Source organism: Collinsella aerofaciens, from assembly GCF_039062315.1.
GTDB classification, from domain to species: Bacteria; Actinomycetota; Coriobacteriia; order Coriobacteriales; family Coriobacteriaceae; genus Collinsella; species Collinsella aerofaciens_BG.
Window position 1 is genome coordinate 148,788 of the sequence record NZ_JBCJBG010000002.1, and the last position, 22,711, is coordinate 171,498.

21 protein-coding genes are annotated in these 22,711 nt (G+C 61.1%); all 21 read left to right on the forward strand.

The window, feature by feature from the left end:
• The first annotated feature begins 7 nt into the window (after positions 1–7).
• The 21 genes from trmD to ABCP74_RS01925 all read left to right on the forward strand — a co-directional run bounded on the left by trmD (position 8) and on the right by ABCP74_RS01925 (position 22,709).
• On the forward strand, positions 8–766 hold the full coding sequence (gene trmD, locus ABCP74_RS01825) for a tRNA (guanosine(37)-N1)-methyltransferase TrmD (RefSeq protein WP_343000538.1): 759 nt from the start codon (positions 8–10) through the stop codon (positions 764–766).
• A 2-nt stretch (positions 767–768) separates the two neighbouring features.
• Positions 769–1,332 carry a signal peptidase I gene (gene lepB / locus ABCP74_RS01830; RefSeq protein WP_271737969.1) on the forward strand — a complete coding sequence of 188 codons (564 nt, stop codon included), beginning with the start codon at positions 769–771 and terminating at the stop codon, positions 1,330–1,332.
• A 59-nt stretch (positions 1,333–1,391) separates the two neighbouring features.
• Positions 1,392–2,303 (forward strand): glycine--tRNA ligase subunit alpha, encoded by a 912-nt coding sequence (locus ABCP74_RS01835; RefSeq protein ID WP_006236091.1) that lies wholly within the window; start codon positions 1,392–1,394, stop codon positions 2,301–2,303.
• Positions 2,304–2,306: 3 nt separating this feature from the next.
• Positions 2,307–4,403, forward strand: coding sequence for a glycine--tRNA ligase subunit beta (glyS, locus tag ABCP74_RS01840; RefSeq protein ID WP_343000537.1), 2,097 nt, complete (start codon positions 2,307–2,309; stop codon positions 4,401–4,403).
• Positions 4,404–4,437: 34 nt separating this feature from the next.
• Positions 4,438–5,313, forward strand: coding sequence for a pyruvate, water dikinase regulatory protein (locus ABCP74_RS01845; RefSeq protein ID WP_343000536.1), 876 nt, complete (start codon positions 4,438–4,440; stop codon positions 5,311–5,313).
• 296 nt (positions 5,314–5,609) lie between these two features.
• A complete protein-coding gene (ppdK, locus tag ABCP74_RS01850; RefSeq protein ID WP_343000535.1) occupies positions 5,610–8,360 on the forward strand; it encodes a pyruvate, phosphate dikinase in 2,751 nt (916 codons plus the stop codon).
• 211 nt (positions 8,361–8,571) lie between these two features.
• A complete protein-coding gene (gene rplS / locus ABCP74_RS01855) occupies positions 8,572–8,913 on the forward strand; it encodes a 50S ribosomal protein L19 (protein ID WP_006236098.1) in 342 nt (113 codons plus the stop codon).
• 93 nt (positions 8,914–9,006) lie between these two features.
• Complete coding sequence (locus tag ABCP74_RS01860; protein ID WP_343000534.1) at positions 9,007–9,795, forward strand: ribonuclease HII; 789 nt, start codon at positions 9,007–9,009, stop codon at positions 9,793–9,795.
• A gap of 189 nt (positions 9,796–9,984) precedes the next feature.
• Complete coding sequence (locus ABCP74_RS01865; protein ID WP_055285132.1) at positions 9,985–10,470, forward strand: YraN family protein; 486 nt, start codon at positions 9,985–9,987, stop codon at positions 10,468–10,470.
• Positions 10,470–11,993 (forward strand): YifB family Mg chelatase-like AAA ATPase, encoded by a 1,524-nt coding sequence (locus ABCP74_RS01870; protein ID WP_343102189.1) that lies wholly within the window; start codon positions 10,470–10,472, stop codon positions 11,991–11,993. Before ABCP74_RS01865 ends, ABCP74_RS01870 begins: the two co-directional genes overlap by 1 nt.
• Positions 11,993–12,925 (forward strand): DNA-processing protein DprA, encoded by a 933-nt coding sequence (locus tag ABCP74_RS01875; RefSeq protein WP_343000533.1) that lies wholly within the window; start codon positions 11,993–11,995, stop codon positions 12,923–12,925. Before ABCP74_RS01870 ends, ABCP74_RS01875 begins: the two co-directional genes overlap by 1 nt.
• Positions 12,926–12,939: 14 nt before the next feature.
• Entirely contained in the window at positions 12,940–14,277 is a 1,338-nt protein-coding gene (gene trmFO / locus ABCP74_RS01880; protein WP_161144691.1) for a methylenetetrahydrofolate--tRNA-(uracil(54)-C(5))-methyltransferase (FADH(2)-oxidizing) TrmFO, read from the forward strand.
• Between the two features lie 8 nt (positions 14,278–14,285).
• On the forward strand, positions 14,286–15,194 hold the full coding sequence (locus tag ABCP74_RS01885) for a tyrosine recombinase (protein WP_343000532.1): 909 nt from the start codon (positions 14,286–14,288) through the stop codon (positions 15,192–15,194).
• A 219-nt stretch (positions 15,195–15,413) separates the two neighbouring features.
• Positions 15,414–16,142 (forward strand): 30S ribosomal protein S2, encoded by a 729-nt coding sequence (rpsB, locus tag ABCP74_RS01890; RefSeq protein ID WP_006236109.1) that lies wholly within the window; start codon positions 15,414–15,416, stop codon positions 16,140–16,142.
• A gap of 45 nt (positions 16,143–16,187) precedes the next feature.
• Positions 16,188–17,057 (forward strand): translation elongation factor Ts, encoded by an 870-nt coding sequence (tsf, locus tag ABCP74_RS01895; protein WP_022094736.1) that lies wholly within the window; start codon positions 16,188–16,190, stop codon positions 17,055–17,057.
• Positions 17,058–17,175: 118 nt separating this feature from the next.
• Positions 17,176–17,898 (forward strand): UMP kinase, encoded by a 723-nt coding sequence (gene pyrH, locus ABCP74_RS01900; RefSeq protein ID WP_040359955.1) that lies wholly within the window; start codon positions 17,176–17,178, stop codon positions 17,896–17,898.
• Positions 17,899–17,900: 2 nt separating this feature from the next.
• On the forward strand, positions 17,901–18,437 hold the full coding sequence (gene frr / locus ABCP74_RS01905) for a ribosome recycling factor (RefSeq protein WP_006236112.1): 537 nt from the start codon (positions 17,901–17,903) through the stop codon (positions 18,435–18,437).
• A gap of 1 nt (position 18,438) precedes the next feature.
• A complete protein-coding gene (locus ABCP74_RS01910; RefSeq protein ID WP_055309876.1) occupies positions 18,439–19,233 on the forward strand; it encodes an undecaprenyl pyrophosphate synthase in 795 nt (264 codons plus the stop codon).
• 2 nt (positions 19,234–19,235) lie between these two features.
• Complete coding sequence (locus ABCP74_RS01915) at positions 19,236–20,135, forward strand: phosphatidate cytidylyltransferase (RefSeq protein ID WP_343000531.1); 900 nt, start codon at positions 19,236–19,238, stop codon at positions 20,133–20,135.
• Entirely contained in the window at positions 20,135–21,322 is a 1,188-nt protein-coding gene (dxr, locus tag ABCP74_RS01920) for a 1-deoxy-D-xylulose-5-phosphate reductoisomerase (RefSeq protein WP_343000530.1), read from the forward strand. Before ABCP74_RS01915 ends, dxr begins: the two co-directional genes overlap by 1 nt.
• A gap of 25 nt (positions 21,323–21,347) precedes the next feature.
• On the forward strand, positions 21,348–22,709 hold the full coding sequence (locus tag ABCP74_RS01925; protein ID WP_343000529.1) for a M50 family metallopeptidase: 1,362 nt from the start codon (positions 21,348–21,350) through the stop codon (positions 22,707–22,709).
• Positions 22,710–22,711 lie beyond the last annotated feature (2 nt).

Consider the following 22,711-nt stretch of genomic DNA (forward strand, 5'->3'; position numbering starts at 1 on the left):
GGACAGCATGCTGATTGAGACCCTTTCGGTCTTTCCCGAGATGTTTGAGCCCGTCATGTCCACGTCGATTTTGGGCCGCGCCCGCAAGGCCGGCCTTTTTGATTTTAAGGCGTATAACCTGCGCGACTGGACGCACGACCGCCATCGTACCGTCGATGACGAGCCGTATGGCGGCGGGCAGGGCATGCTCATGAAGGTCGAGCCCATTGCCGAGGCAATCGAGGCCATCAGCTCCGAGGGCCCCAAGCCCACTGTGGTGTTTTTCACGCCCTGCGGCGAGCCCTTTACGCAGTATGTGGCCGAGCACCTGCTCAAAAGCGAGCGTCTGCTGTTTGTGTGCAGCCGTTACGAGGGCGTCGATGAGCGTGCATATTCGTATGCCGATGAGCGTCTGTCGATCGGCGACTACGTGCTCACGGGCGGCGAGCTGCCCGCTATGGTCGTAGCCGATGCCGTCGTACGCCTGATTCCCGGCGCCCTTGGTGACGAGATGAGCAACGTCGACGAGTCGTTCTCGACCGCCGAGGACGGAGGCCTGCTCGAGTACGCGCAGTTCACCCGTCCCGCCGAGTTCAACGGCGAGGGCGTGCCGCCGGTGCTTGTGAGCGGCGATCACGCCAAGGTCGATGCCTGGCGTCGCAAGAACGCCATCGAGCGCACCTGCCGCTGGCGTCCCGACCTGATCGAGACGGCGCGCCTTACGCCACAGGAGCGTGCGTACGCGCAGGAGATTTTGGACGCTTCGTATTCGCAGAGCGAGGAGTGAGAATGGTTCCTACGCAACATTCCGCGTTGAGGGGCGCTTTTGAGTGGATCGTGGTCATCGCGATCGCGCTCGTGGCCACCTTCTTGATTCGCTCGTTTGTGGTCGAGCCCTTTGTGGTGCCCACCGGCTCTATGGAGGACACAATCGAGATTGGCGACCAGATCCTGGCGCAAAAGGTGAGCCTCGAGCTCGGTCAGCCCGTCAAGCAGGGCGATATCGTGGTGTTTCACAACCCCGATGGCACCTCCGAGCATGATGTTCTTGTCAAGCGCGTTATTGCCACGGCCGGCCAGACGGTCGACCTGCAGGATGGCAAGGTGGTCGTTGACGGCCAAGCGCTCGACGAGGACTATACGACGGGCATGAGCTGGCCGCTTTCGGTCCAAGCGCCCGGCGCTCAGGTAAGCTATCCCTACACCGTCCCCGACGGGTGTGTGTGGGTGATGGGCGACAACCGAGAGAACTCAGCCGACTCCCGCTATTTTGGGCCGGTCGACCGCTCCGATTTAATGGCCGTGGCACTCGTTCGCTACTGGCCGCTCAACCGCATCGGCGCTATCGACTAAAAACCGCTATAGTACAGTACCTAACCGTGTAATCGTTTCGACGAGGGGATATTAGAGGCATGAACGCTTCATCGCTTTCCTTCCAAGACATCATCCTGCGCCTCCAGCAGTACTGGGGCGAGCAGGGCTGCGTCATTATGCAGCCCTATGACTCCGAGGTCGGTGCCGGTACCTTCCATACCGCGACCACGCTGCGCTCGCTCGGTCCCGCCGAGTGGCGCACCTGCTATGCGCAGCCCTGCCGCCGTCCTGCCGACGGCCGCTACGGCGAAAACCCCAACCGCATGCAGCACTACTATCAGTTCCAGGTGCTCATTAAGCCGTCGCCGGTAAACGCCCAGGAGCTTTACCTGGGGTCTCTTGCCGCTATCGGCCTGGACCCCAACGACCATGACGTCCGCTTTGTCGAGGACGACTGGGAGAGCCCGACCCTTGGCGCCTGGGGCCTTGGCTGGGAGGTCTGGCTCAATGGCATGGAGGTCACGCAGTTTACGTACTTCCAGCAGGTGGGCGGCATCGAGGTCGACCCCGTGCCCGTCGAGATCACCTATGGCCTGGAGCGTATCGCCATGTACGCCCAGGGCGTCAACTCGGTCTACGACCTGGTGTGGAGCTACCTGCCCGACGGCACGCCCATGACCTATGGTGACGTGTTCCTCGAGAACGAGCGCGAGTTCAGCGCCTACAACTTTGAGGTTGCCAACGTCGAGATGATGCGTCAGAAGTTTGACGACTACGAGGCCGAGTGCCACTCCTGTCTGGAGCGCAAGCTGCCGCTGCCGGCGTACGACTGCGTCATGAAGTGCAGCCACGCCTTCAACCTGCTCGATGCCCGTGGCGCGCTGTCCGCGGTCGAGCGTGCCAACTACATCCTGCGCGTCCGCGCCGTCGCCAAGGCGTGCTGCGAGGCCTACATGGCCGAGGTCGCCGGAGTCAACGAGAATGCCGACCAGGAAGGCGAGGTGGCGTAAGCCATGGCAGACGCTAAGGATTTCCTGTTTGAGATCGGTACGGAGGAAATGCCCTCTGCACCGCTGAACAATGCCGTCAAGCAGCTTGGCACCATGATCGCCAAGGGCCTCGACGAGGCCGGTCTGGCCCACGGCGAGGTCCGCGTGATCTCGAGTCCGCGTCGCCTGGCTGCACTCGTTGCCGACGTCGCCACCGCGACCGATGAGGTTCACGAGGTCAAGCGTGGCCCCGCGGCCAACATTGCCTTCGACGCTGACGGTAACGCCACCAAGGCCGCCCAGGGCTTTGCCCGCAAGTGCGGTGTGGCTGCCGAGGACCTGGTCCGTCGCGAGGACACTGACGGTCGCGAGTATGTGTTCGCCGAGAAGAATATTCCCTCCGCACCGGCAACCCCGATTCTGACCGCTCTGTGCGAGAAGACTATTGCCGGCCTGCAGTGGCCCAACTACCGCAGCCAGCGCTGGGGCCACGAGCACGCGACCTTTGTTCGTCCGGTCCGTTGGATCTGCTGCCTTTTGGGCGAGGATGTTGTGCCTGTGTCGTTTGCCGACGTGACGAGCGGCAACACCACGCGTGGTCATCGCGTACTTGGCCCTGGTGACCATGTGGTTGCCAGCCCCGCCGTCTACGAGCAGGTGCTCGAGGACGCCGGCGTGCTTTCTGCCGAGCGTCGTCGTGAGGCCATCCTCGCCGGTATCGCCGAGGTCGAGGCTGCCCGCCCCGGCTGCCATGTCGATACGCCCAAGAAGGTCTTCGAGGAGGTTATCAACCTCTGCGAGTGGCCGACGGTGCTCGTCGGTACCTTCGATGAGGAGTTCCTCAAGGTCCCGCACGAGATCATCTGCGAGTCCATGCTCACCAACCAGCGCTACTTCCCGATCTATGACGGCGAGGGCAAGCTCACGCGTGAGTTCGTGGTCGTCTCCAACAGCAAGCCCGAGAACGCCGAGCGCGTGATCGACGGCAACGAGCGCGTCGTGCGCGCCCGTCTGGACGACGCAAAGTTCTTCTACGAGGAGGACCTGAAGATCTCCCTCGACGAATTCCGTGAGCGTCTGGCCAAGGTTGCCTTCCAGGAGAAGCTCGGTAGCGTGCTCGCCAAGTCCGAGCGCATCGAGCAGCTCGCGCTCGCTATCGCCCGCGAGGCTCATCTGGGCGCCCATCTTGCCGCCGACGCTGCTCGCGCCGCGCACCTGTGCAAGGCAGACCTGGTGTCCAACGCCGTCGTCGAGTTCACGAGCCAGCAGGGCGTGATGGGCGGTTATTACGCGACCGCGATGGGGGAGAACGACGAGGTTGCCCACGCCATTCGCGATCATTATCGTCCCCGCTTTGCCGGTGACGAGCTGCCCGAGGGCACCGCTGGCTGCATCGTGGCCTGCGCCGACAAGCTCGATACCATCGCCGGTATCTTTGCCATCGGCGAGCCCCCGACCGGCTCCTCCGACCCCTACGCGCTGCGTCGTGCCGCTATCGGCATCATCAACATCCTGCGCGACCGTCTGCCGATCGACCCCACGTCGCTCATCGACTTCGCCCTCGAGCTTTACAGTGAGCGGGGCATTGAGTTCGACGCCGCCGAGGTCGCCCAGCAGGTTCGCGACTTCTTCCATGGCCGCCTTGTGAGCATGGCCCGCGACGAAAAGATCCCGGCCGATACCGTTGCCGCCGTCTCCGCGGTGCACATCATCGCCCCGTCCGTCTTCTTCGCCCGCTGCGCCGCGCTCGACGAGGCCCGCAAGAACGATGCCGAGACCTTCGACAACCTGGCTACCGCCTATGCCCGCGCCGCGCACATCTCCAAGCCCGAGCTGGGTGCGGAGTACGACCGCAGCCTGATGGGCGAGGCCGAGCTCGCGCTCGCCGACGCCTCCGAGGCCGCTCAGACCGCTGTTGATGCCGCCCTTGCTGCCGAGGATTACCCGGCCGCATTTGCCGCCCTTGCAGCTCTGCGTGCCCCCATCGACCGCTTCTTCGACGAGGTTATGGTCATGGACAAGGACGAGCAGCTCCGCGATAATCGCCTTAAGCTGCTCAACCGCTTCGAGGCCGTTTTCTCTGGTATCGCCAACATCGGTGAGCTTGCCCGCAAAAAGTAAGCCAGCCTGCGCGTAAGCGCAAAAGGAGCCCCGCATGGATTGCCCGGTCGCCGTTCGTCCCACCGTTATCGTTATCTCCGACTCTCTCGGCGATACCGCTTGTGAGGTGGTGCTTGCGGCGTCCGGGCAATTTGATGAAGGGGCTTTTCGCGTTTTGCGCCTGCCCAAGGTGGCCTCCGTGGAGCAGGTCAAGTCATTTGTGGGGCCGCGCGTCGATGCCGACCATCGCGATATCGCCGTGTTCCACACCATTGTCGATCCGGCCCTTCGTGCTCGTGTGCTCGACTACTTGGGCATGCTGCACATTCGCTCGGTCGACCTGATCGGTCCGACGCTCGCCGTGCTGTCGTCGCTTGTCGGCGTGCCGCCCAAGGGCGTTGCGGGCGTGATTCACAAGACCGATGACCGCTATTTCCATCGTATCGAGGCCATGGAGTATTTCGTTGAGCACGATGACGGGCGCGGTTGCGACGATCTGTCGGGTGCCGATATCGTGCTGTTGGGCGTATCGCGCACGTCCAAGACGCCGCTGTCGATGTATTTGGCCTATCAAGGTTACAAGGTTGCCAATGTTCCTTTGGCCCATGGCATGGAGCCGCCCAAGTCGATTTACGAGGTCGACCCGATGCGGTTATTCGGCCTGATTTCGACCGTCGATGTGATTTCCGAAATTCGCGATAGCCGCTTGGGCGATGATTACGCCCGTGCCGTTGCCGGCTCCTATGCCGAGCCCGAGAGTGTGCGCAGCGAGCTCGAGGAAGCCCGTGCCCTTATGAAGCGCCTTGGTTGCTTTGTGGTGCGTACCGACGGCAAAGCCATCGAGGAGAGCGCTGCCGAGATCATCAGCCACTTGGAGGAAATCCAAGAAGCCCGTGCCCGCCGCGCCGTCCGTCGAGCCCAACAAAGCTAGCTTATTGGGATAGCTAAAAATGCCCCGCCTAAAATAACTAACTAAAAATAATGCATGATAAGGTAAAGCGATTTAGCAAGAAACTGGCATTTGAACTGCAAGTTTCTTGTATTGGTATCTTCATAAGGTAACCACCTTTACCTACCGTTTACCGCTATATTTATCACGTTTACCAAACCGCGTATCCTCTGCTCAAGCCCGTTCAAATCCGGCCGTATAGTTCCCTCACGGCCCGCATCCGGCGGGTCGATTCGTTACCACGGTCGTGCGCGTAAGCGCATGGAAGGGGAAGTATCGTGAGCGATTGCAAGAGGGTTTACCGTTTTGGAACCGACGCCCAGGGCACCTGTGTCACTGAGGGCGACAAGTCCATGAACTTCGTGCTTGGCGGCAAGGGCGCAAACCTTGCCGAGATGAGCCGCATCGGCCTGCCGGTTCCCGGTGGCTTTACCATTACCTGCCAGACCTGTGTCGAGTACTCCGGCGCCGGCAACGTCTGGCCCGAAGGCGCACTCGATGAGATCGTTGCCGCCGAGGCCGACCTCGAGGCCCGCTGTGGCAAGAAGCTCGGTGACGACAATGATCCGCTGCTCGTGTCGGTTCGCTCGGGCGCTCCGTTTTCCATGCCCGGCATGATGGACACGGTCCTCAACTTGGGTCTCAACGACGACTCCGTTCAGGGTCTCATCGCGCAGACGCAGAACCCGCGCTTTGCCTGGGATAGCTACCGTCGCTTTATCCAGATGTTCTCCAACGTTGTCATGGGCGTTGACGCCGACCTATTCGAGAATGCCCTGACCCAGGCCCGCCTGGTCGCTGGAGTCCGCGTCGACTCCGAGCTTTCGGCCGAGGATCTGCAGGAGCTCGTCGAGACCTTCAAGGGCATCTTCTCCGAGAACGTCGAGGCCGCCCTGTATCCCGAGCTCGAGGTCGCCGACGGCAAGCCCGTCTTCCCGCACGATCCTGAGCTTCAGCTGCGTCTTGCCATCCAGGCCGTCTTTGGCAGCTGGATGAACGAGCGCGCCTGCATCTACCGCAAACAGCACGGCATCTCCGACGAGCTCGGTACTGCCGTCAACGTCCAAGCCATGGCCTTTGGCAACAAGGGTGAGACCTCCGCGACCGGCGTCGCCTTTACGCGCAACCCGGCCGACGGCGCCAAGGAGTTCTACGGTGACTTTTTGGTTAACGCCCAGGGCGAGGACGTTGTCGCCGGCATCCGCAACACCGAGCCCATCGCCGACCTCAAGGCCACCCCGGGCCTCGAGTCTGCGGGTGAGGAGCTCGAGCGCGTGTTCCTGACGCTCGAGGATCATTACCGCGATATGTGCGATATCGAGTTCACCATCGAGCAGGGCAAGCTCTGGATGCTCCAGACCCGCGTAGGCAAGCGTACCGCAACCGCCGCTCTGCGCATCGCTATCGAAATGGTCGAGGAGGGCCTGATCACCCGCGAGGAGGCCGTAAACCGCATCGATCCCGCGCAGCTCGACCAGCTCCTGCACCCGCAGTTTGACGCCTCCAAGAAGTACGAGGCCCTGGCCAGCGGTCTGAACGCCAGCCCCGGTGCCGCTGTGGGCGAGGTCGTGTTCTCGAGCGACGACGCCGTCGCGCGCGCCAACGAGGGTCACAAGGTTATCCTGGTTCGTTGGGAGACCAACCCCGACGACCTGAAGGGCATGGTCGCCGCCGAGGGCATCCTGACCAGCCACGGTGGCAAGACGAGCCATGCCGCCGTTATCGCCCGCGGCATGGGTACGCCTTGCGTCTGCGGCGTCGAACGCTTCCATATCGACGCCGCCGAGAAGGTCGTGCGCATCGAGGGCAGCGACCGCGTGCTGCACGAGGGCGATGTCATCTCCATCGACGGCACCCAGGGTATCGTCGTTGACGGCGCCGTTGACCTGGTTTCGGCCGAGCTCACCGGCGACCTGGACACCATCCTGTCCTGGGCCAACGAGATTCGTCTGGACGAGACCGATGGCCACGCCAACCACGTGCGCGTCAACGCCGACAACCCCGAGGATGCCGCGCTCGCCCTCGAGTTTGGTGCCGAGGCCATCGGCCTGTGCCGCACCGAGCACATGTTCCTGGGCGATCGCAAGAATATCATCCAGAGCTTCATCCTGTCCGACGACGAGGCCGTAAAGCAGCAGGCGCTCGCCGATCTGCTGAAGGTTCAGACCGAGGACTTCCTGGCGATGTTCAAGACTATGTCCGGTCGCGACGTGGTCGTCCGCCTGCTCGATCCGCCGCTTCATGAGTTCCTGGATAATCCTCGCGAGCTCGAGGTCGCCATCACCAAGAAGGAAGCCGCTGGCGCCAGCGAGGAAGAGCTTGCCACTCTGCGCGCCCGCCTGCGTCGTATCGACGGCATGGTCGAGTCCAACCCGATGCTCGGCCTACGCGGCGTACGTCTGTCCGTCGTCTTTAGCGATCTGCCGCTCATGCAGGTTCGCGCCGTCGCCACGGCTGCTGCCCGCCTTATCAAGGAAGGCGTCGACCCGCGCCCCGAGATCATGGTTCCGCTCGTTTCCATCACGGCCGAGCATGTCCAGACCCGCGAGGTTATCGAGCGCGTGATCGCTGAGGTTTCCGCTGAGGAGGGCGTCGAGCTCAATATTCCCGTGGGCACGATGCTCGAGCTGCCGCGTGCCTGCATGGTCGCTGACGAGATCGCCCATCATGCCGACTTCTTCTGCTTTGGCACCAACGACCTCACCCAGACCACCTTCGGCTTCTCCCGCGACGATGCCGAGGCCAAGTTCATCCCGCTGTACATGCACAAGAAGATCTTAAAGGACAACCCCTTCGAGACCATCGATACGGCAGTACTCGAGCTGGTGCGCATGGCTGTCGAGAAGGGCCGCGCCACCAACCCCGACATGCACTTTGGCGTGTGCGGTGAGCACGGCGGCGACCCCAAGTCCATCAAGGGCCTGTTTAACGTGGCCGATGTGGACTATGTGTCCTGCTCGCCCTACCGCGTGCCCCTCGCACGCCTGGCTGCCGCTCAGGCCAAGCTCGAGGCTAAGCGTTCCGCCTAACGTTTTGGGTTTAGACGCCTAGCGTAGCCCCCCCTTCATGCCGCCCGTCTCATTCGTGAGACGGGCGGTTGTCATGTGCGGGTTTTGTCTTTTTGTCTGCGTAAAAAATTGTTCTTGCAGCAGAAACCCGCGCGTGTATACTCGAATACGTTTGTTCAACTACGTGCCGGCCAAGGTGGTACGGCACCTCTAGAAGAGTAAGGAATTGCACATGGATTACATCCGCGCAATCGAGCGTCAGCAGATCCGCGAGGACATTCCTCAGGTTCGCGTCGCCGACAACGTCAAGGTTCACTACCGCATTAAGGAAGGCGACCGCGAGCGCATTCAGGTCTTCCAGGGCGACGTCATCCGCATGGCCGGCGCCGGTGCCCGCGAGACCTTCACCGTCCGCAAGATGTCCTTCGGTGTCGGTGTTGAGCGTACCTTCCCGCTTCACAGCCCCAAGATCGCCAAGCTCGAGGTCGTTCGTCATGGTCGCGTCCGTCGCGCCAAGCTGTACTACCTCCGCGACAAGGTGGGCAAGGCTGCTCGCATCCCCGAGAAGCGCTAAGAAGATCGCAGCGTCTGTCCACTCGTTTGGACACAAGGGTCACCTTCGGGTGGCCCTTCTTTTTATCTGATTTGCATGCAAGGAGGGTCTGGTATGGCCAACATGACGAGCTCGGTTTCGGCATCGCAGGTTGCCGGTGAGTTGGCGAGCGCTACGTTTGAGGAGATTCCCGCCCTCGTAGAGCATTATCGCGAGGATCCGCGCCAGCAGGTGATCAAGGCTTGTGAACGCGCCCTCAAACGCCATTCCAAAGAGGTTGCCGAGCGCGAGCGCGTCAATGACATGTACGAGCTTATGCATGAGCTTGGCGGCGATGGGGTGGTCGTTGGTGTCGACGAGGTGGGTCGCGGATCGGTGGCCGGTCCTTTGACGGTATGCGCCGTCTGTCTTCCTATGGAGCCGCGCGTCTGGGGTATCAACGATTCCAAAAAGCTCACGCCCGCGCGCCGCGAGTTGCTCTCTGTGAAGATTTCCGAGGTGGCGACTGCCATCGGCTTTTGCCATATCGCTCCTGCAGATATCGATGAGATGGGTATGGCCCGCGCTATCCGTACCGCCGTTGCGGGTGCCGTGGCCGATACGGGGCTTGAACCCGACTGCGTCCTCATGGACGGTAATCCTTTGGGTGCCGTTCCCAACGAGCGCGATGTGGTGAAGGGCGATGCCAAAATCGCCTGTATCGCCGCGGCGTCCATCATGGCTAAGGTGACGCGTGACGAGATGATGGTCGAGTACGACGCCGAGTATCCCGAGTATCATCTAGCCGAGTCGAAGGGCTACGCAAGCCCCGAGCACATCGAGGCGATTCGCAAACATGGACTTTGTCCTCTGCACCGCGTGAGCTTTTGCGGAAACTTTCTGCAGACTGAGCGCCTTTTCTAGGTCAATTGTGGAGACAGGGACCCCTGGGGTTTTATAAACCTGCTGCTAGCGGGCCGTATGCAACAACATTGCTGCGTACGGCCCGTTTTTTGACGGCATTTGGTCAGCTTTTGGTTAGCTTCCGGTACTTACCCGCATGAAAGGTGCCCTCATCATCGGGGCACTGCAGTGTGCGGGAAAGGAGACCCCATGAGTGCCGCAAGCAAAAAGAGCAAGACACAGCAGCTCAAGGAGCGTTGGGAAAACGGTGAGCTCGACTGCGGGGCGATGACGCCCGAGTTTATCAAGGGGCTCAGCCCCCGCGAGCTGGGTATGCTGGGCGAGTTGATCACCATCGACTACTTTAACGAGCGCGGCTACACCTTGCTGGAACAGGGTTATCGTTGCACCGAGGGCGAGGCCGATCTGGTGCTGCTTGATGAGCTCGACGATGTCGTGGTGATGGCCGAGGTCAAGACCAGACGCGTCGCCCTGGATTGCACCACGCGGGTCTTTCCCGAGGAGGCCGTGGACGCCCAAAAGCAACGCCGCTACCGCCGCATCGCAAGCTGCTATCTTATGGAGCATTATCCGCTCAAGGCGATTCGCTTCGATGCCGTGGGCGTCACCATTCGCGGCGGGCATATCGCCGAGATCGAGCACCAGTACAACGCGTTCGATTGGCAGGTGTCGTGATGGCGTTTGAGACGTTTGCCGTTCACGCGGCCTGCATCCGCGGCGTCGAGGCGATTCCCGTCACGGTCGAGGTCTCGCTTGCCGGCGGCGTTCCGGGCATTCAGATGCTCGGCATTCCGAGTATGGAGGTGATGGAGTCGCGTGGTCGCATTCGCTGCGCGATGCGCTCCGCCGGGTTCGAGATCCCGCGCTCGGGCATTACGGTCAATCTGGCGCCCGGCGATATTCGCAAGACCGGTAGCGGCTTTGATTTGCCCATTGCCATCGCGGTCTTGGCGGCCGATGGTCAGATTCCCCGCGACAACCTCGATCGTTGTCTTATCGCAGGTGAGCTTGGCTTGGACGGTACGGTGCTTCCTGTCAAGGGCGAGGTGGCGTTTCAGCTGCTGGCTCGCGACATGGGGCTGTCTTTTATCGCCGGCAGATCAGACCAGCATGTGCCACTCGCGGGCGTGGATTGCGGATTCATCGATCATTTGTCTCAGCTTGCTCATGGTATGGGCGATGCCGCGCGGCATTATCTGGATTCCGAGGGTGTGGAGGCTACTTTTGAGCCCGAACTCGACTATGCCGACGTGCTGGGGCAGGAGGTTGCCAAACGCGGCATGGCACTGGCGGCAGCGGGTGAGCTCGGTTTGCTTATGATCGGGTCCCCGGGATCGGGCAAGACGATGCTCGCGCGTCGTATGACCGGCATCCTGCCCGAGCTTTCCGTTGAGGATCAGCAGGAGGCACTGTGCATCCATTCGGTCTTGGGCGAGAACATCGATGGCTTATTGGCGGGGCACCGGCCCTTCCGCAGCCCGCATCACAGCATTTCGACCGCGGGCCTCATCGGCGGCGGACGTCCAGTACATCCGGGCGAAATTAGCCTAGCTCATGGCGGCGTGCTCTTTTTGGACGAGCTTGCCGAGTTTCCCACGGGTGTGCTGCAGACGCTGCGTCAGCCCATCGAACGCGGCTATGTGAGGATCGTACGCGTCGACGGGGCCTTTACCTTCCCGTCGCGCTTTCAGCTGCTCGCTGCAAGCAATCCCTGCCCCTGCGGCTTTTTGGGCGACCGTGAGGTGCCATGCCGCTGCTCGGCATCGATGGTGGAGCGCTATCGGGCTAAACTGCGCGGTCCTTTGGCCGACCGTATCGACATGATGATCGATGTGACCCGTCCCGACCCCCAAGTGATTATCGAGGGTGCGGAGGGTATGTCGTCGGCCGAGTTACGTGACTACGTTGTGCGCGGTCGCGCCTTTCGCGCTTGGCGCGAATCCCGTATGGACGATGCGGATGCCGAGGCCGAGGATGACAAGACGCGGTCCATTGACGGCGTCGTTTCGACCTTCGAGCTCGATGATGCGGCGGAGAAGTGTGTGCTCGGCCTGTCGAAGCGCACGCATCTCACGGGCCGCGGTATCGTGCGCCTGGTGCGTATCGCGCGTACGATCGCAGATGTCGCCGAGAGCGAGCAAGTGACGCAGGACCACGTGCTCGAGGCGGCGATGTACCAGGGAAGGAGGGACCAATGATGGCCGAGGGGACCTTCGAGCTGCATCCAGGTGATGCATTGTATCCCGAGACCGTTTTGGAGCTTTCTGATGTACCCCAGACGTTCTATGTGCGCGGCAATCCCGAGGTGCTTTCGACACCCGCGCTCTCCATCATCGGCGCGCGCAAGGCCTCGCCGTATGGTCTTGCCGTGGCAGAGCTTGCGGCAAAGGTTGCGGTCGAGGCGGGAGTGACGGTAGTTTCGGGCGGCGCCGTCGGTTGTGACCAAGCCTCGGGTTGGGCTGCGGTCAACGCCGGCGGCAAACACGTCGTGGTGCTGGGGACGGGCGCCGACGTGGTCTACCCGCGTTCGAGCGCGGGGCTTATTACACGCACGCTCGATACGGGTGGCGCGGTCGTGTCGATCTTTCCGTGGGGCATGGGGCCGCGCAAGTTTGCCTTTCCGCGCCGCAATCGCGTGATCGCGGCCCTGTCGCAAGCCCTCTTTGTATCCGAGGCGGGTATGCCTTCCGGGACGTTTTCTACAGCCGAGGCTGCTATGGATTTGGGGCGCGAACTTCTTGCCGTGCCGGGGTCGATCCTATCGCCCGAGTCGCGTGGCACGAATTACCTCATTGCGAACGGTGCCTGCTGCATCATCGACGAGGAATCTATCGAGATGGCTATCTCACGCATCTACGGCACCCTGCGCTACTCTCGCCCCGATGCTCCCGGCATTGCCGACCTGAATCCAACACAGCAGACCGTGATGCATGCGCTCATCGCCTCTCCGCTCAAGGTCGACGACATCGCGGCGCTCGTCTCGCTCGATGCTGTCGGCGTACTCAAACTCCTGGGTTCGCTTGAACTCGAGGGCCTTATCGAGCGCATGATGGATGGAAGGTATGCGCCCTCCAAGTTTGCCCTTCACGCCCAGACGCCCTTCGGTCACAATGGAAAACGTGTCAATTAGAAAGGTGTTTGCAGATGCAGTTCGATCAGGTGACGGTTATCGGTGGCGGTCTGGCGGGTTCGGAATGCGCGATCCAGCTAGCAGACCGCGGGTTCGCCGTAAAGCTGTGCGAGATGCGCCCCCAGGTGAGCTCCCCGGCCCACCATACCGATCACCTGGCAGAGCTCGTCTGCTCCAATTCGTTTAAGTCGACCCGTCCAGATTCCGCGGCTGGTTTGCTGAAGGCCGAGCTTGAGCGCATGGGTTCAGTCCTGCTCGATTGCGCCCATCGCGCGGCTGTTCCCGCCGGTGGTGCCTTGGCGGTCGACCGCGTCAAGTTTTCCGAGCTTGTCGAGGCCGAGGTTGCCGCCCGTCCCAATATCGAGGTCGTGCACGGCGAGGTCACGCAGATTCCCGAGGGCCACGTGGTCATTGCCGCGGGCCCGCTGTGTTCACCGGCGCTGAGCGAAGAGGTCATGAAGCTCGTCGGTGGCGACGCCCTTGCGTTCTTCGATGCCGCGGCGCCGATCGTCGATGCCTCCACGCTCGATATGGACGTGCTGTTCTCGCAGTCGCGCTACGAGGAGCAGGGGAGCGGCGACTATCTCAACGCTCCGCTCAATAAGGAGGAGTACGAGGCCTTTATCGAGGCGCTTACCACGGCCGACCGCGTGGTGCTCAAGGATTTTGAGGGCGGCGATCTGTTCCAGGCCTGCCAGCCTGCCGAGGAGGTTGCACGCACCGGCAAGGACGCCATTCGCTTTGGCGCCATGAAGCCCGTCGGTCTCACCGACCCGCGTACTGGACGTCGCCCCTGGGCGGCGATTCAGCTGCGTGCCGAGAACAAGGAGAAGACCGCCTATAACCTGGTGGGCTTCCAGACCAACCTGACCTTTGGCGAGCAGAAGCGCGTCTTCCATATGGTGCCGGGCCTGGAGAACGCTGAGTTCTTCCGCTACGGTGTCATGCACCGCAATACCTTTGTCGACGCCCCGCACGTGCTTGACGGCACCTTTGCCGTGCCCGGTACCGGCGTGCGCCTGGCCGGTCAGATCACCGGCACCGAGGGGTACATGGAAGCCGTGGCGACAGGTCTGCTCGCGGCGCTCAACACCTATGCCGAGGCTATCGGTGCCGCGGGCGTCGAGTTGCCGCGCGTGGGCGCCCTGGGTGCGCTCGTGGGCTATGCGACCGATCCTGCCACCGTGGGCTATCAGCCCATGCATGTCAACTTTGGCCTCGTTCCGCCACTCGAGGACGGTAAGCGTCGCAGCAAGCGCGACCGCTACCAGGCCTACGCGGACCGCGCCCTCGAGGCCCTGGATGCCTATCTGGCAACTCGCCCCGATCTGTTTGGAGGCGACCGGTCATAGCCTTTGACTTGTACGACACCGTCGACTCGTTTATCGCCTATATCGCACGCGTCGAGGGACTTTCTCCCAACACGGTGACGGCCTATGGCTCGAGGCTGGAGCGCTTCGCTGCCTGGTGCGAGCGCGAGGATATCGATGCCTTCGCTGCCGACGTGCGCACCATTCGTCGCTATCTTGCCGAGCTTTCGCGTGAGCGGGTGGCTCCCCGAACGCTTGCGGCGCACCTGTCGGCTATCCGATCTCTCTATCGCTGGATGGCTGCCGAGGGGATTGTCGAGGGCGATGCGGTCTCGGCGATCGCATCGCCCAAGCTGCCGCGTGACCTGCCGGGCGTCCTTACAACCCAGCAGGTCGAGGCGCTGCTCAAGACGCCTGATACCTCGACGCCCGCGGGACTGCGCGATGCGGCGATGCTCGAGCTGCTCTATGCCTCGGGTGCTCGTATCTCTGAGCTCGCTGCACTCAATGTGGAGTCCATCGCTTGGTCCGAACGCACGCTGCGCCTTTGGGGCAAGGGGAGCAAAGAACGTATCGTCCCTCTGTATCGTCGTGCGCTTGAGGCGACGCGTCTCTATATTGAGGAGGGGAGGCCGGAGTTGCTCGCTCAGGCAAAGCGCCGTGACCCCGCTACTGGGCCGCATCCGCTGCTTATATCGGCGCGCGGCAATCGCATGAGCGCCGCCATGCTCAGGCGGCGGTTCCATACGCTGGCGACGCTCGCCGGCATTCCGGCCGACATCGCGCCGCATGCGATGCGCCATACCTTTGCGACCGACTTGCTTGAGGGCGGTGCGGACCTGCGCTCGGTTCAAGAGCTGCTGGGTCATGCGAGTCTGTCCACGACGCAGATCTACACGCATCTCACGCCCGATCGGCTTAAGCGGGCCGTGGCTCAAGCCCATCCCCGCGGCGAATAATTGCTGGGACGTCCCGCGCTGCACTCAGGTGTGTGGTTTTGATTGCGGGTTGGCAGGAAGAAGCATTCCTGCTATCATTCATCGGGTTGCTTCACGGCAACATGTTTTTATCACGCACGCGCGGCTACTTCATACCGTGGTGCCCGGGCTTTGGTAGCACATGTCCGGGTTGGTTTTGGAGGATGACCCCGCGCGGAGGCAAACCACAGGAGGTTTAACATGGCTACCAAGATTAATATCCGCACCCTGCTCGAGGCCGGCTGCCACTTCGGTCACCAGACCCGTCGCTGGAACCCCAAGATGAAGCCGTTCATCTTCGGTGAGCGCAACGGCATCTACATCCTCGACCTCAAGCAGACCATCCTCGACGCCGACCAGGCTTACACCTTCGTCAAGAACGTCGCCAAGGGCGGCAACGTGCTGTTCGTCGGCACCAAGAAGCAGGCTCAGGAGGCCGTCAAGAACGCTGCTGAGCGCGCCAACATGCCTTACATCAACCAGCGTTGGCTCGGCGGTATGCTGACCAACTTCGTTACCATCCGCTCCCGCATCAACCGCATGGAGGAGCTCGAGGCCATGGTCGAGGACGGCCGCATGGCAGTGCTCCCCAAGAAGGAGCAGGCTGTGCTCGGCAAGGAGCTTACCAAGCTCCAGACCAACCTCGGTGGCGCCCGCGACATGAAGGGTCTGCCCCAGGCTCTCTTCGTCATCGACACCAAGCGCGAGGAGAACGCCATCAAGGAGGCTCAGCGCCTGAACATCCCCGTCGTCGCCCTGATCGACACCAACTCCGATCCCGACGAGGTCGAGTACGGCATCCCCTGCAACGATGACGCTATCTCCGCTGTAACCCTTATGTGCGAGCTCATGGCTGACGCCTGCCTCGCTGGCTCCGGCAAGGAGCAGGTCTCCGAGGCCGAGATGGCCGCTGAGCCCAAGGCCGAGTAAATCAGTCTTAGTTAATTCTTTTTCATCTCTTTGAAAGGAACCACAATGGCCCAGATTACCGCCGCTATGGTCAAGCAGCTCCGCGAGATGACCGACTCCCCGATGATGGAGTGCAAGAAGGCTCTCGTCGAGGCTGACGGCGACATGGACGCCGCTGTCGACGTTCTGCGTAAGAACGGCCTTGCCAAGGCTGCCAAGAAGGCTGGCCGTGAGACCAACGAGGGCGCTGTTGCCGCGTTCGTCTCCGAGGATGGCAAGACCGGCGCTCTGCTCGAGCTCTCCTGCGAGACCGACTTCGTTGGCTCCAACGCCAAGTTCACCGGCTTTGCTTCCAAGGTCGCTGAGGTTGTCGCTACCACCGAGCCTGCTGACGTCGACGCTCTGCTCGAGAAGCCGATGGGCGAGGAGACCGTTTCCTCCGAGCTCACCGAGATGATTCACATCATGGGCGAGAACATGAAGATTTCCCGCTTCGCTGCCCGCAAGGCTGAGAACGGCGCGCTCGCTTCTTACATCCACATGGGTGGTAAGATCGGCGTCCTCGTCGAGTTCGCCTTCGAGAAGGCTGAGACCGCTCAGGCTGAATCCTTCAAGACCTTCGCTCACGACGTTGCCCTTCAGGTTGCCGCCGTCGCCCCGATCTGCGCTACCCGCGATCAGGTTCCGGCCGAGACCGTCGAGCACGAGAAGCAGATCTACATGGCCCAGGCTGCCGAGTCCGGCAAGCCCGAGGCTATCCAGGAGAAGATGGCTGTCGGCCGTCTGGAGAAGTTCTACAAGCAGTCCGTGCTCACCGAGCAGGAGTTCATCAAGGACAGCTCCCTCACCATCAAGAAGTACGCTGAGCAGGTCTCCAAGGAACTCGGCGACACCATTACCGTCGTTGCCTTTGACCGTCTGGTCCGTGGCGAGTAAATAAGCTCTTGTAGCTGGTAATGAGCAGGCTGTGGGTTTTACTCACAGCCTGCTTTTTCATGGCTCTTCTTAGAGCCTTTGATAGAATGTTGAGAGTTCAATCTAAAGGAGGATCGCTTTGTCCGACATCCGATATAAACGCGTGCTTTTGAAGCTTTCCGGCGAAGCACTGATGGGCGACGGCCAATATGGCATCGACCCCAAGGTTACCGACCATCTTGCCAAGCAGGTCAAGGAGCTGCTCGCCGTTGGCCATGAGGTCGGCGTCGTTGTCGGCGGCGGCAATATTTTCCGCGGCATGGCCGGCGCTGCCGGTGGCATGGAGCGTGCTCAGGCCGACTACATGGGCATGCTGGCAACCGTTATGAACGCGCTCGCCCTGCAGGATGCCTTCGAGCATAACGATGTTCCCTGCCGCGTGATGAGCGCTATTCAGATGAATGAGATCTGCGAGCCCTATATTCGCCGTCGCGCCATCAACCACCTTTCCAAGGGCAATGTCGTTATTTTTGCCGCCGGTTCGGGCAATCCGTACTTTACGACCGACACCGCCGCGGCTCTTCGTGCGTGCGAGATCGGCGCCGAGATTCTGATCAAGGCCACCAAGGTCGACGGCATCTATGACAAGGATCCCGTCAAGTGCGCCGATGCCGTCCGCTTTGACAAGATCACCTACCATGAGGTGCTCGTCCGCGGTCTGCAGGTTATGGATTCCACGGCTACGGCACTGTGCCAAGATAACCGTATGCCGATTTTGGTCCTCAACATCGATGGCGAGGACACTGTCAAGCGCGCGCTCGCGGGTGAGCCCGTCGGCACGCTCGTCTATCAGGAGGATTAAGCATGGCAGAGAACATCACCGCCCATATGGACAAGTCGCTCGAGTCCCTCAAGCATAACTTCTCCAAGGTCCGTACCGGCCGCGCCAATGCCAACATTCTGTCCGACATCACCGTCGATTATTACGGTGTTCCCACGCCGGTCACGCAGGTTGCCGCCGTCAAGACCCCCGAGGCCCACATGCTGCTCATCGAGCCGTGGGACAAGGCACTCATCAACGCTATCGTCAAGGCCATCGGCGCTTCCGATCTGGGTATTACCCCCAACTCCGATGGCACCGTCGTTCGTCTGCCGTTCCCGGCTCCCACCGAGGAGCGCCGTCGCGAGCTTGTCAAGGAGTGCCGCGAGTACGCCGAGCAGGCCAAGGTGTCTATCCGTAACATCCGTCGCGACTTCAACAACAAGCTCGAGCGCGATGAGGAGCTCACCGAGGACGATGTCCGTCGCGAGCAGGCCAAGGTCCAGAAGCACACCGATGAGTATGTCGCCAAGGTCGAGGAGCTTCTGAAGGAAAAAGAAGCCGAGGTCATGGAGATCTAAGGTGCAATACGACGAGCATAAACTGGTCGAGTACTTTGCCGACGCCCCTGCGGGCGTCGGTTTTTCCGACCTTGACCTCAATAACATTCCGCACCATATCTCGTGCATCATGGACGGCAACGGTCGTTGGGCCACGTCGCGCGGTCTTGCACGCACCGAGGGCCACAAGGCGGGTATCGTCTCCCTTCGCGAGATTATTACCGCCTGCGTGCGTCTGGGCGTCGACGTGCTTTCGGCCTATGCTTTTTCTACCGAAAACTGGAACCGCCCGCAGCACGAGGTCAACGTCTTGATGCACCTATTTGCCAAGACGTTTATCGACGAGCTGCCGCTTCTGAAGCGCGAAAACGTGCGCGTTGTCTTTTTGGGTGACATTTCCGCGCTGCCCAAGAAGACCCGCGACGTTTTTGAACGCGGTCTTGCCGAGTGCGCCAATCACACCGGCATGACGCTGGCGCTTGCCGTCAACTACGGCGCGCGTGCCGAGATTACCCGCGCTGTCCGTCAGATCGCACTCGACGCTGCCGCCGGTAAGATCGATCCTGGCGCAATTGATGACGACATGGTGGCTTCCCACCTCTATACCGCCGGCCTTCCCGATCCTGAGCTTGTGATTCGCACTTCTGGTGAGCTGCGCCTTTCGAACTATCTGCTGTGGCAGGTGGCTTATTCCGAATTCTACGTCACCGATACCTATTGGCCCGACTTTGATCGTTGGGGCCTTGTCGACGCCATTTTGGCCTATCAGGGCCGTGACCGTAGGTTTGGTGGTCTGAGCAAGACCGAGGAGGCTTAATCGTGTCCGATCGTCCCAAGGCAACTGCTCCCAAGACATCTGAGCGCAAGGCTGTCGCTGCGGGAGCGCCCGCAGCGAAGAATGGCACCGGTTCGTGGCTTGCGGGCTTTATTACCCGTGCCGCCGCCGGTATCGTTTATGCCGTTGTCTTTATCCTGTGCCTGGTTTTGGGTATCGTGCCCACGGCCATCTTTGTTTCTGTCATGAGCGGTCTGTGCTGCTATGAGTTTTTCCGTATGACAAGGCTCGATGGCAAGATGGCTAACGAGCGTATGGGTATCGCTGCCGCCGTACTCTTTCCGCTGTCGGCGTTGGGCGATTCGATGTTGCTGAATGCCCTGCTTTTTGCCCTGATGCTCGCTGTGGGCATTTGGTATGTCTGGTCGCCGCGTACCCGCATCTCTGATGTGGCCGTGACGCTCATGGGTCCCATCTACACTGGCTTTATGCTGTCGGCTATCGTGCTGCTGCGCGATGCCGTGCCCGGTTTTGCCGGCGCCCTGCTTTCGGTGGGCGTTTGCGCGTCCCTTTGGGTCTCCGACTCGTTTGCCTACATCGTGGGTAGCCGTATCGGCAAGCACAAGATGGTTCCCAAGATTTCTCCCAAAAAGAGCTGGGAGGGTTTTGCCGGCGGCATCCTGGGCTCGGTTTTGATTTGGTTCATCCTGTGGGCGACGCATTTCTACAAGCTCAGCCTGCCCTATGCGCTGCTGTGCGGCGTGGTCGTGTCCATTCTGGGCGTTATCGGCGACCTTATCGAGTCGCGCATCAAGCGCGGCGTGGGCGTCAAGGATTCCGGCAACCTTATCCCGGGCCACGGCGGCATGCTCGATCGTAGCGATTCGCTTATCTTCGGCTGCATCACCGCGCAGCTGATGCTGATGATCGGAGGCGTGCTGTAATGTCATTCCAGACGACGTATGGCCCCGATGGACGCCTCCGTGTTGCCATCCTGGGTTGTACGGGCTCCATCGGCACCCAGGCGCTCGATGTGTGCCGCCAGCATGCCGATCGACTGCAGGTGACGGCGCTGTCCGTTAACTCCAGTACCTCCGAGCTTGTTGCCGCTGCCCGCGAGTTCTCGGTTTCGGCGGTTGCCGTGGCCGATGTCGCTCATGGCGATGACGCCGTGCTGCAGGAGTTGCCCGAGGGAACGAAGCTCGGCGTTGGCGCGCAGGCGGTTTGTGAGCTCGCGCGTCGCGACGATGTCGACTGCGTGCTTGTCGCTATTGTGGGCGCCGCCGGTCTCGAGGCGAGCCATGCGGCCTTGACCTCGAATAAGCGTCTTGCCCTTGCCAACAAGGAGTCCCTCGTCGTCGGTGGCGACTTGCTTATGCCGTTGGCGCAACCGGGCCAGCTTATTCCAGTCGACTCTGAGCACTCCGCCATCTACCAGTGCTATCTGGGGGAGAATCCGCGCGAGGCTCATTGTATTTGGCTCACCTGCTCGGGCGGTCCTTTCTTTGGCCGCACGCGCGACGAGCTCGATCGCGTGACGCGTGCCGATGCCCTCGCACATCCCACGTGGGCCATGGGTGCCAAGATCACCATCGACTCCGCCACCCTCATGAACAAGGGCCTGGAGCGCATTGAGGCCATGCATCTGTTCAACTGCGACCTCGATTTCATTAACGTGGTCGTGCAGCGTCAGTCCAAGATTCACTCTATGGTCGAGTTCGCCGACGGCTCTGTGATGGCCCATCTCGGTGCTTCTGACATGCGTATTCCCATCCAGTTCGCGTTCTCGTATCCCGAGCGTTGGGATACCCCGGCGCCTCGTATCGATTTTCGCGAGCTGGGACAGCTCACGTTTGATGCTGCCGACATGGATACCTTCCGCTGTCTGGCACTGGCCGAGCGTGCCGGTAAGACGGGTGGCACCATGCCGTGCGTGCTCAATGCCGCCAACGAGGTCGCCGTCGATGCCTTCCTGCACGATGGCTGCAGCTTTACCGATATCGATCGCATTGTGGAATCCTGCATGGATGCCCACGATATGCAGGCGGTCGATTCGTTTGAGCAGCTTCGCGACATCGATACGTGGGCGCGTGAAAAAGCTGCGCAGGTGCTCGCCGCAACCCGTTCCTAACCCATAAGGATTGCTTTTTCGTTTTATGGATACTGTTCTGAGCGTTCTTTCATCGGTCTTTTGGGGCCTGCTGATGCTTTCCGTCCTCGTGTTTTTGCACGAGGGCGGCCACTTTTTGGCGGCGCGTGCCTGCGGCGTCCGTGTGACCGAGTTCTTTTTGGGCCTGCCGTGCCGCTTTGACATTCATTACACGTCGCGTCGCATTGGAACCAAGTTTGGCGTGACCCCGCTGCTGCTGGGTGGCTACGCTGCCATCTGCGGTATGGATCCGACCGATGTCTCGTGCGCCGATCGCGTGCTCGCGGCTATCTACCGTCATGGTCGCGTGACCGTGGCCGACCTTGCTGTCGAGCTCGAGCTTTCCGAGGAGGATGTGCTCGAGGCTTGTGCTCTGTTGCTGGGCTGGGGCTCCATCGCACCTTGGTATGAGGAAGGGGAGAAGCCCTCACCGAGCTACTATCCCACCAAGTATCAGACACTGCCTCGAGACGCTGCGGGTTACACCACCTTTGACGGCCGCCGGTTCGATCGAGAGCATGCGACTGCCGAGGGCGATGTGTGGGAGCTGCCGTGCGGCGAGGCCGAGTTCCTTGCGCAAGAGCGCTCGCATACCTATCTGGGCCAGGGCTTTCTCAAGCGCGCCTTTATGCTGCTCGCGGGCATTCTCGTCAATATCCTGACGGGTTTTTTGCTCCTTATGAGCATCTATTCCATTGCGGGTGTCACCGTGCCGATGGATACCAACGTGATCGGTCAGGTTGACGAGGGGTCTATTGCCGCCAAGGCGGGTATCGAGGCCGGTGATGCGATCCTTTCGGTCGACGGTGTCTCATGTTCCACTTGGATGGACGTTTACGATGCCATCGGCAAGGCCGCCGGTAAGGACGATATCGCCATTGAGTATGAGCGCGACGGCAAGCAGCATTCGACCTCGGTTGCGCTCAAAGAGGGCGAGCGGTTAGGTGTGTATGCTTCTACGGAGGTAGTCCGTTTGGACCCCATCACCTCGGCGCGTCTGTCATTCTCCTATGTTGTGCAGACCGCGGAGGGCGTGATGTGCCTGCTCCAGCCGCAGCATACGATGGAGATTCTCGATCAGTCTTCTTCGATCGTGGGTATTAGCGTTATGTCCTCACAGGCTGCTGCTGCCGGCCCTGCCACGTTCCTTTCGTTTGCCGCCCTCATTTCGTTCTCGCTTGGCTTTATGAACCTGCTGCCCATCCCACCACTCGATGGCGGCAAGCTGGTCATCGAGATCATTCAAAAGATTGCGGGTCGTGAGCTGCCTCTCAAGGCTCAGACGATTGTGAGCTATGTGGGCATCGCGCTCTTCGCACTGCTGTTTGTCTATATGCTTCGTTCCGACATCCTTCGATTTATTCTGTAGGG

Excerpts from the sequence above, each read along its gene's own strand:
- trmD (WP_343000538.1), top strand. The coding sequence starts at position 8 with ATGCTGATTGAGACCCTTTCGGTCTTTCCCGAGATGTTTGAGCCCGTC.
- lepB (WP_271737969.1), top strand. The coding sequence starts at position 769 with ATGGTTCCTACGCAACATTCCGCGTTGAGGGGCGCTTTTGAGTGGATC.
- ABCP74_RS01835 (WP_006236091.1), top strand. The coding sequence starts at position 1,392 with ATGAACGCTTCATCGCTTTCCTTCCAAGACATCATCCTGCGCCTCCAG.
- glyS (WP_343000537.1), top strand. The coding sequence starts at position 2,307 with ATGGCAGACGCTAAGGATTTCCTGTTTGAGATCGGTACGGAGGAAATG.
- ABCP74_RS01845 (WP_343000536.1), top strand. The coding sequence starts at position 4,438 with ATGGATTGCCCGGTCGCCGTTCGTCCCACCGTTATCGTTATCTCCGAC.
- rplS (WP_006236098.1), top strand. The coding sequence starts at position 8,572 with ATGGATTACATCCGCGCAATCGAGCGTCAGCAGATCCGCGAGGACATT.
- ABCP74_RS01860 (WP_343000534.1), top strand. The coding sequence starts at position 9,007 with ATGGCCAACATGACGAGCTCGGTTTCGGCATCGCAGGTTGCCGGTGAG.
- ABCP74_RS01865 (WP_055285132.1), top strand. The coding sequence starts at position 9,985 with ATGAGTGCCGCAAGCAAAAAGAGCAAGACACAGCAGCTCAAGGAGCGT.
- ABCP74_RS01870 (WP_343102189.1), top strand. The coding sequence starts at position 10,470 with ATGGCGTTTGAGACGTTTGCCGTTCACGCGGCCTGCATCCGCGGCGTC.
- ABCP74_RS01875 (WP_343000533.1), top strand. The coding sequence starts at position 11,993 with ATGGCCGAGGGGACCTTCGAGCTGCATCCAGGTGATGCATTGTATCCC.
- trmFO (WP_161144691.1), top strand. The coding sequence starts at position 12,940 with ATGCAGTTCGATCAGGTGACGGTTATCGGTGGCGGTCTGGCGGGTTCG.
- rpsB (WP_006236109.1), top strand. The coding sequence starts at position 15,414 with ATGGCTACCAAGATTAATATCCGCACCCTGCTCGAGGCCGGCTGCCAC.
- tsf (WP_022094736.1), top strand. The coding sequence starts at position 16,188 with ATGGCCCAGATTACCGCCGCTATGGTCAAGCAGCTCCGCGAGATGACC.
- frr (WP_006236112.1), top strand. The coding sequence starts at position 17,901 with ATGGCAGAGAACATCACCGCCCATATGGACAAGTCGCTCGAGTCCCTC.
- dxr (WP_343000530.1), top strand. The coding sequence starts at position 20,135 with ATGTCATTCCAGACGACGTATGGCCCCGATGGACGCCTCCGTGTTGCC.
- ABCP74_RS01925 (WP_343000529.1), top strand. The coding sequence starts at position 21,348 with ATGGATACTGTTCTGAGCGTTCTTTCATCGGTCTTTTGGGGCCTGCTG.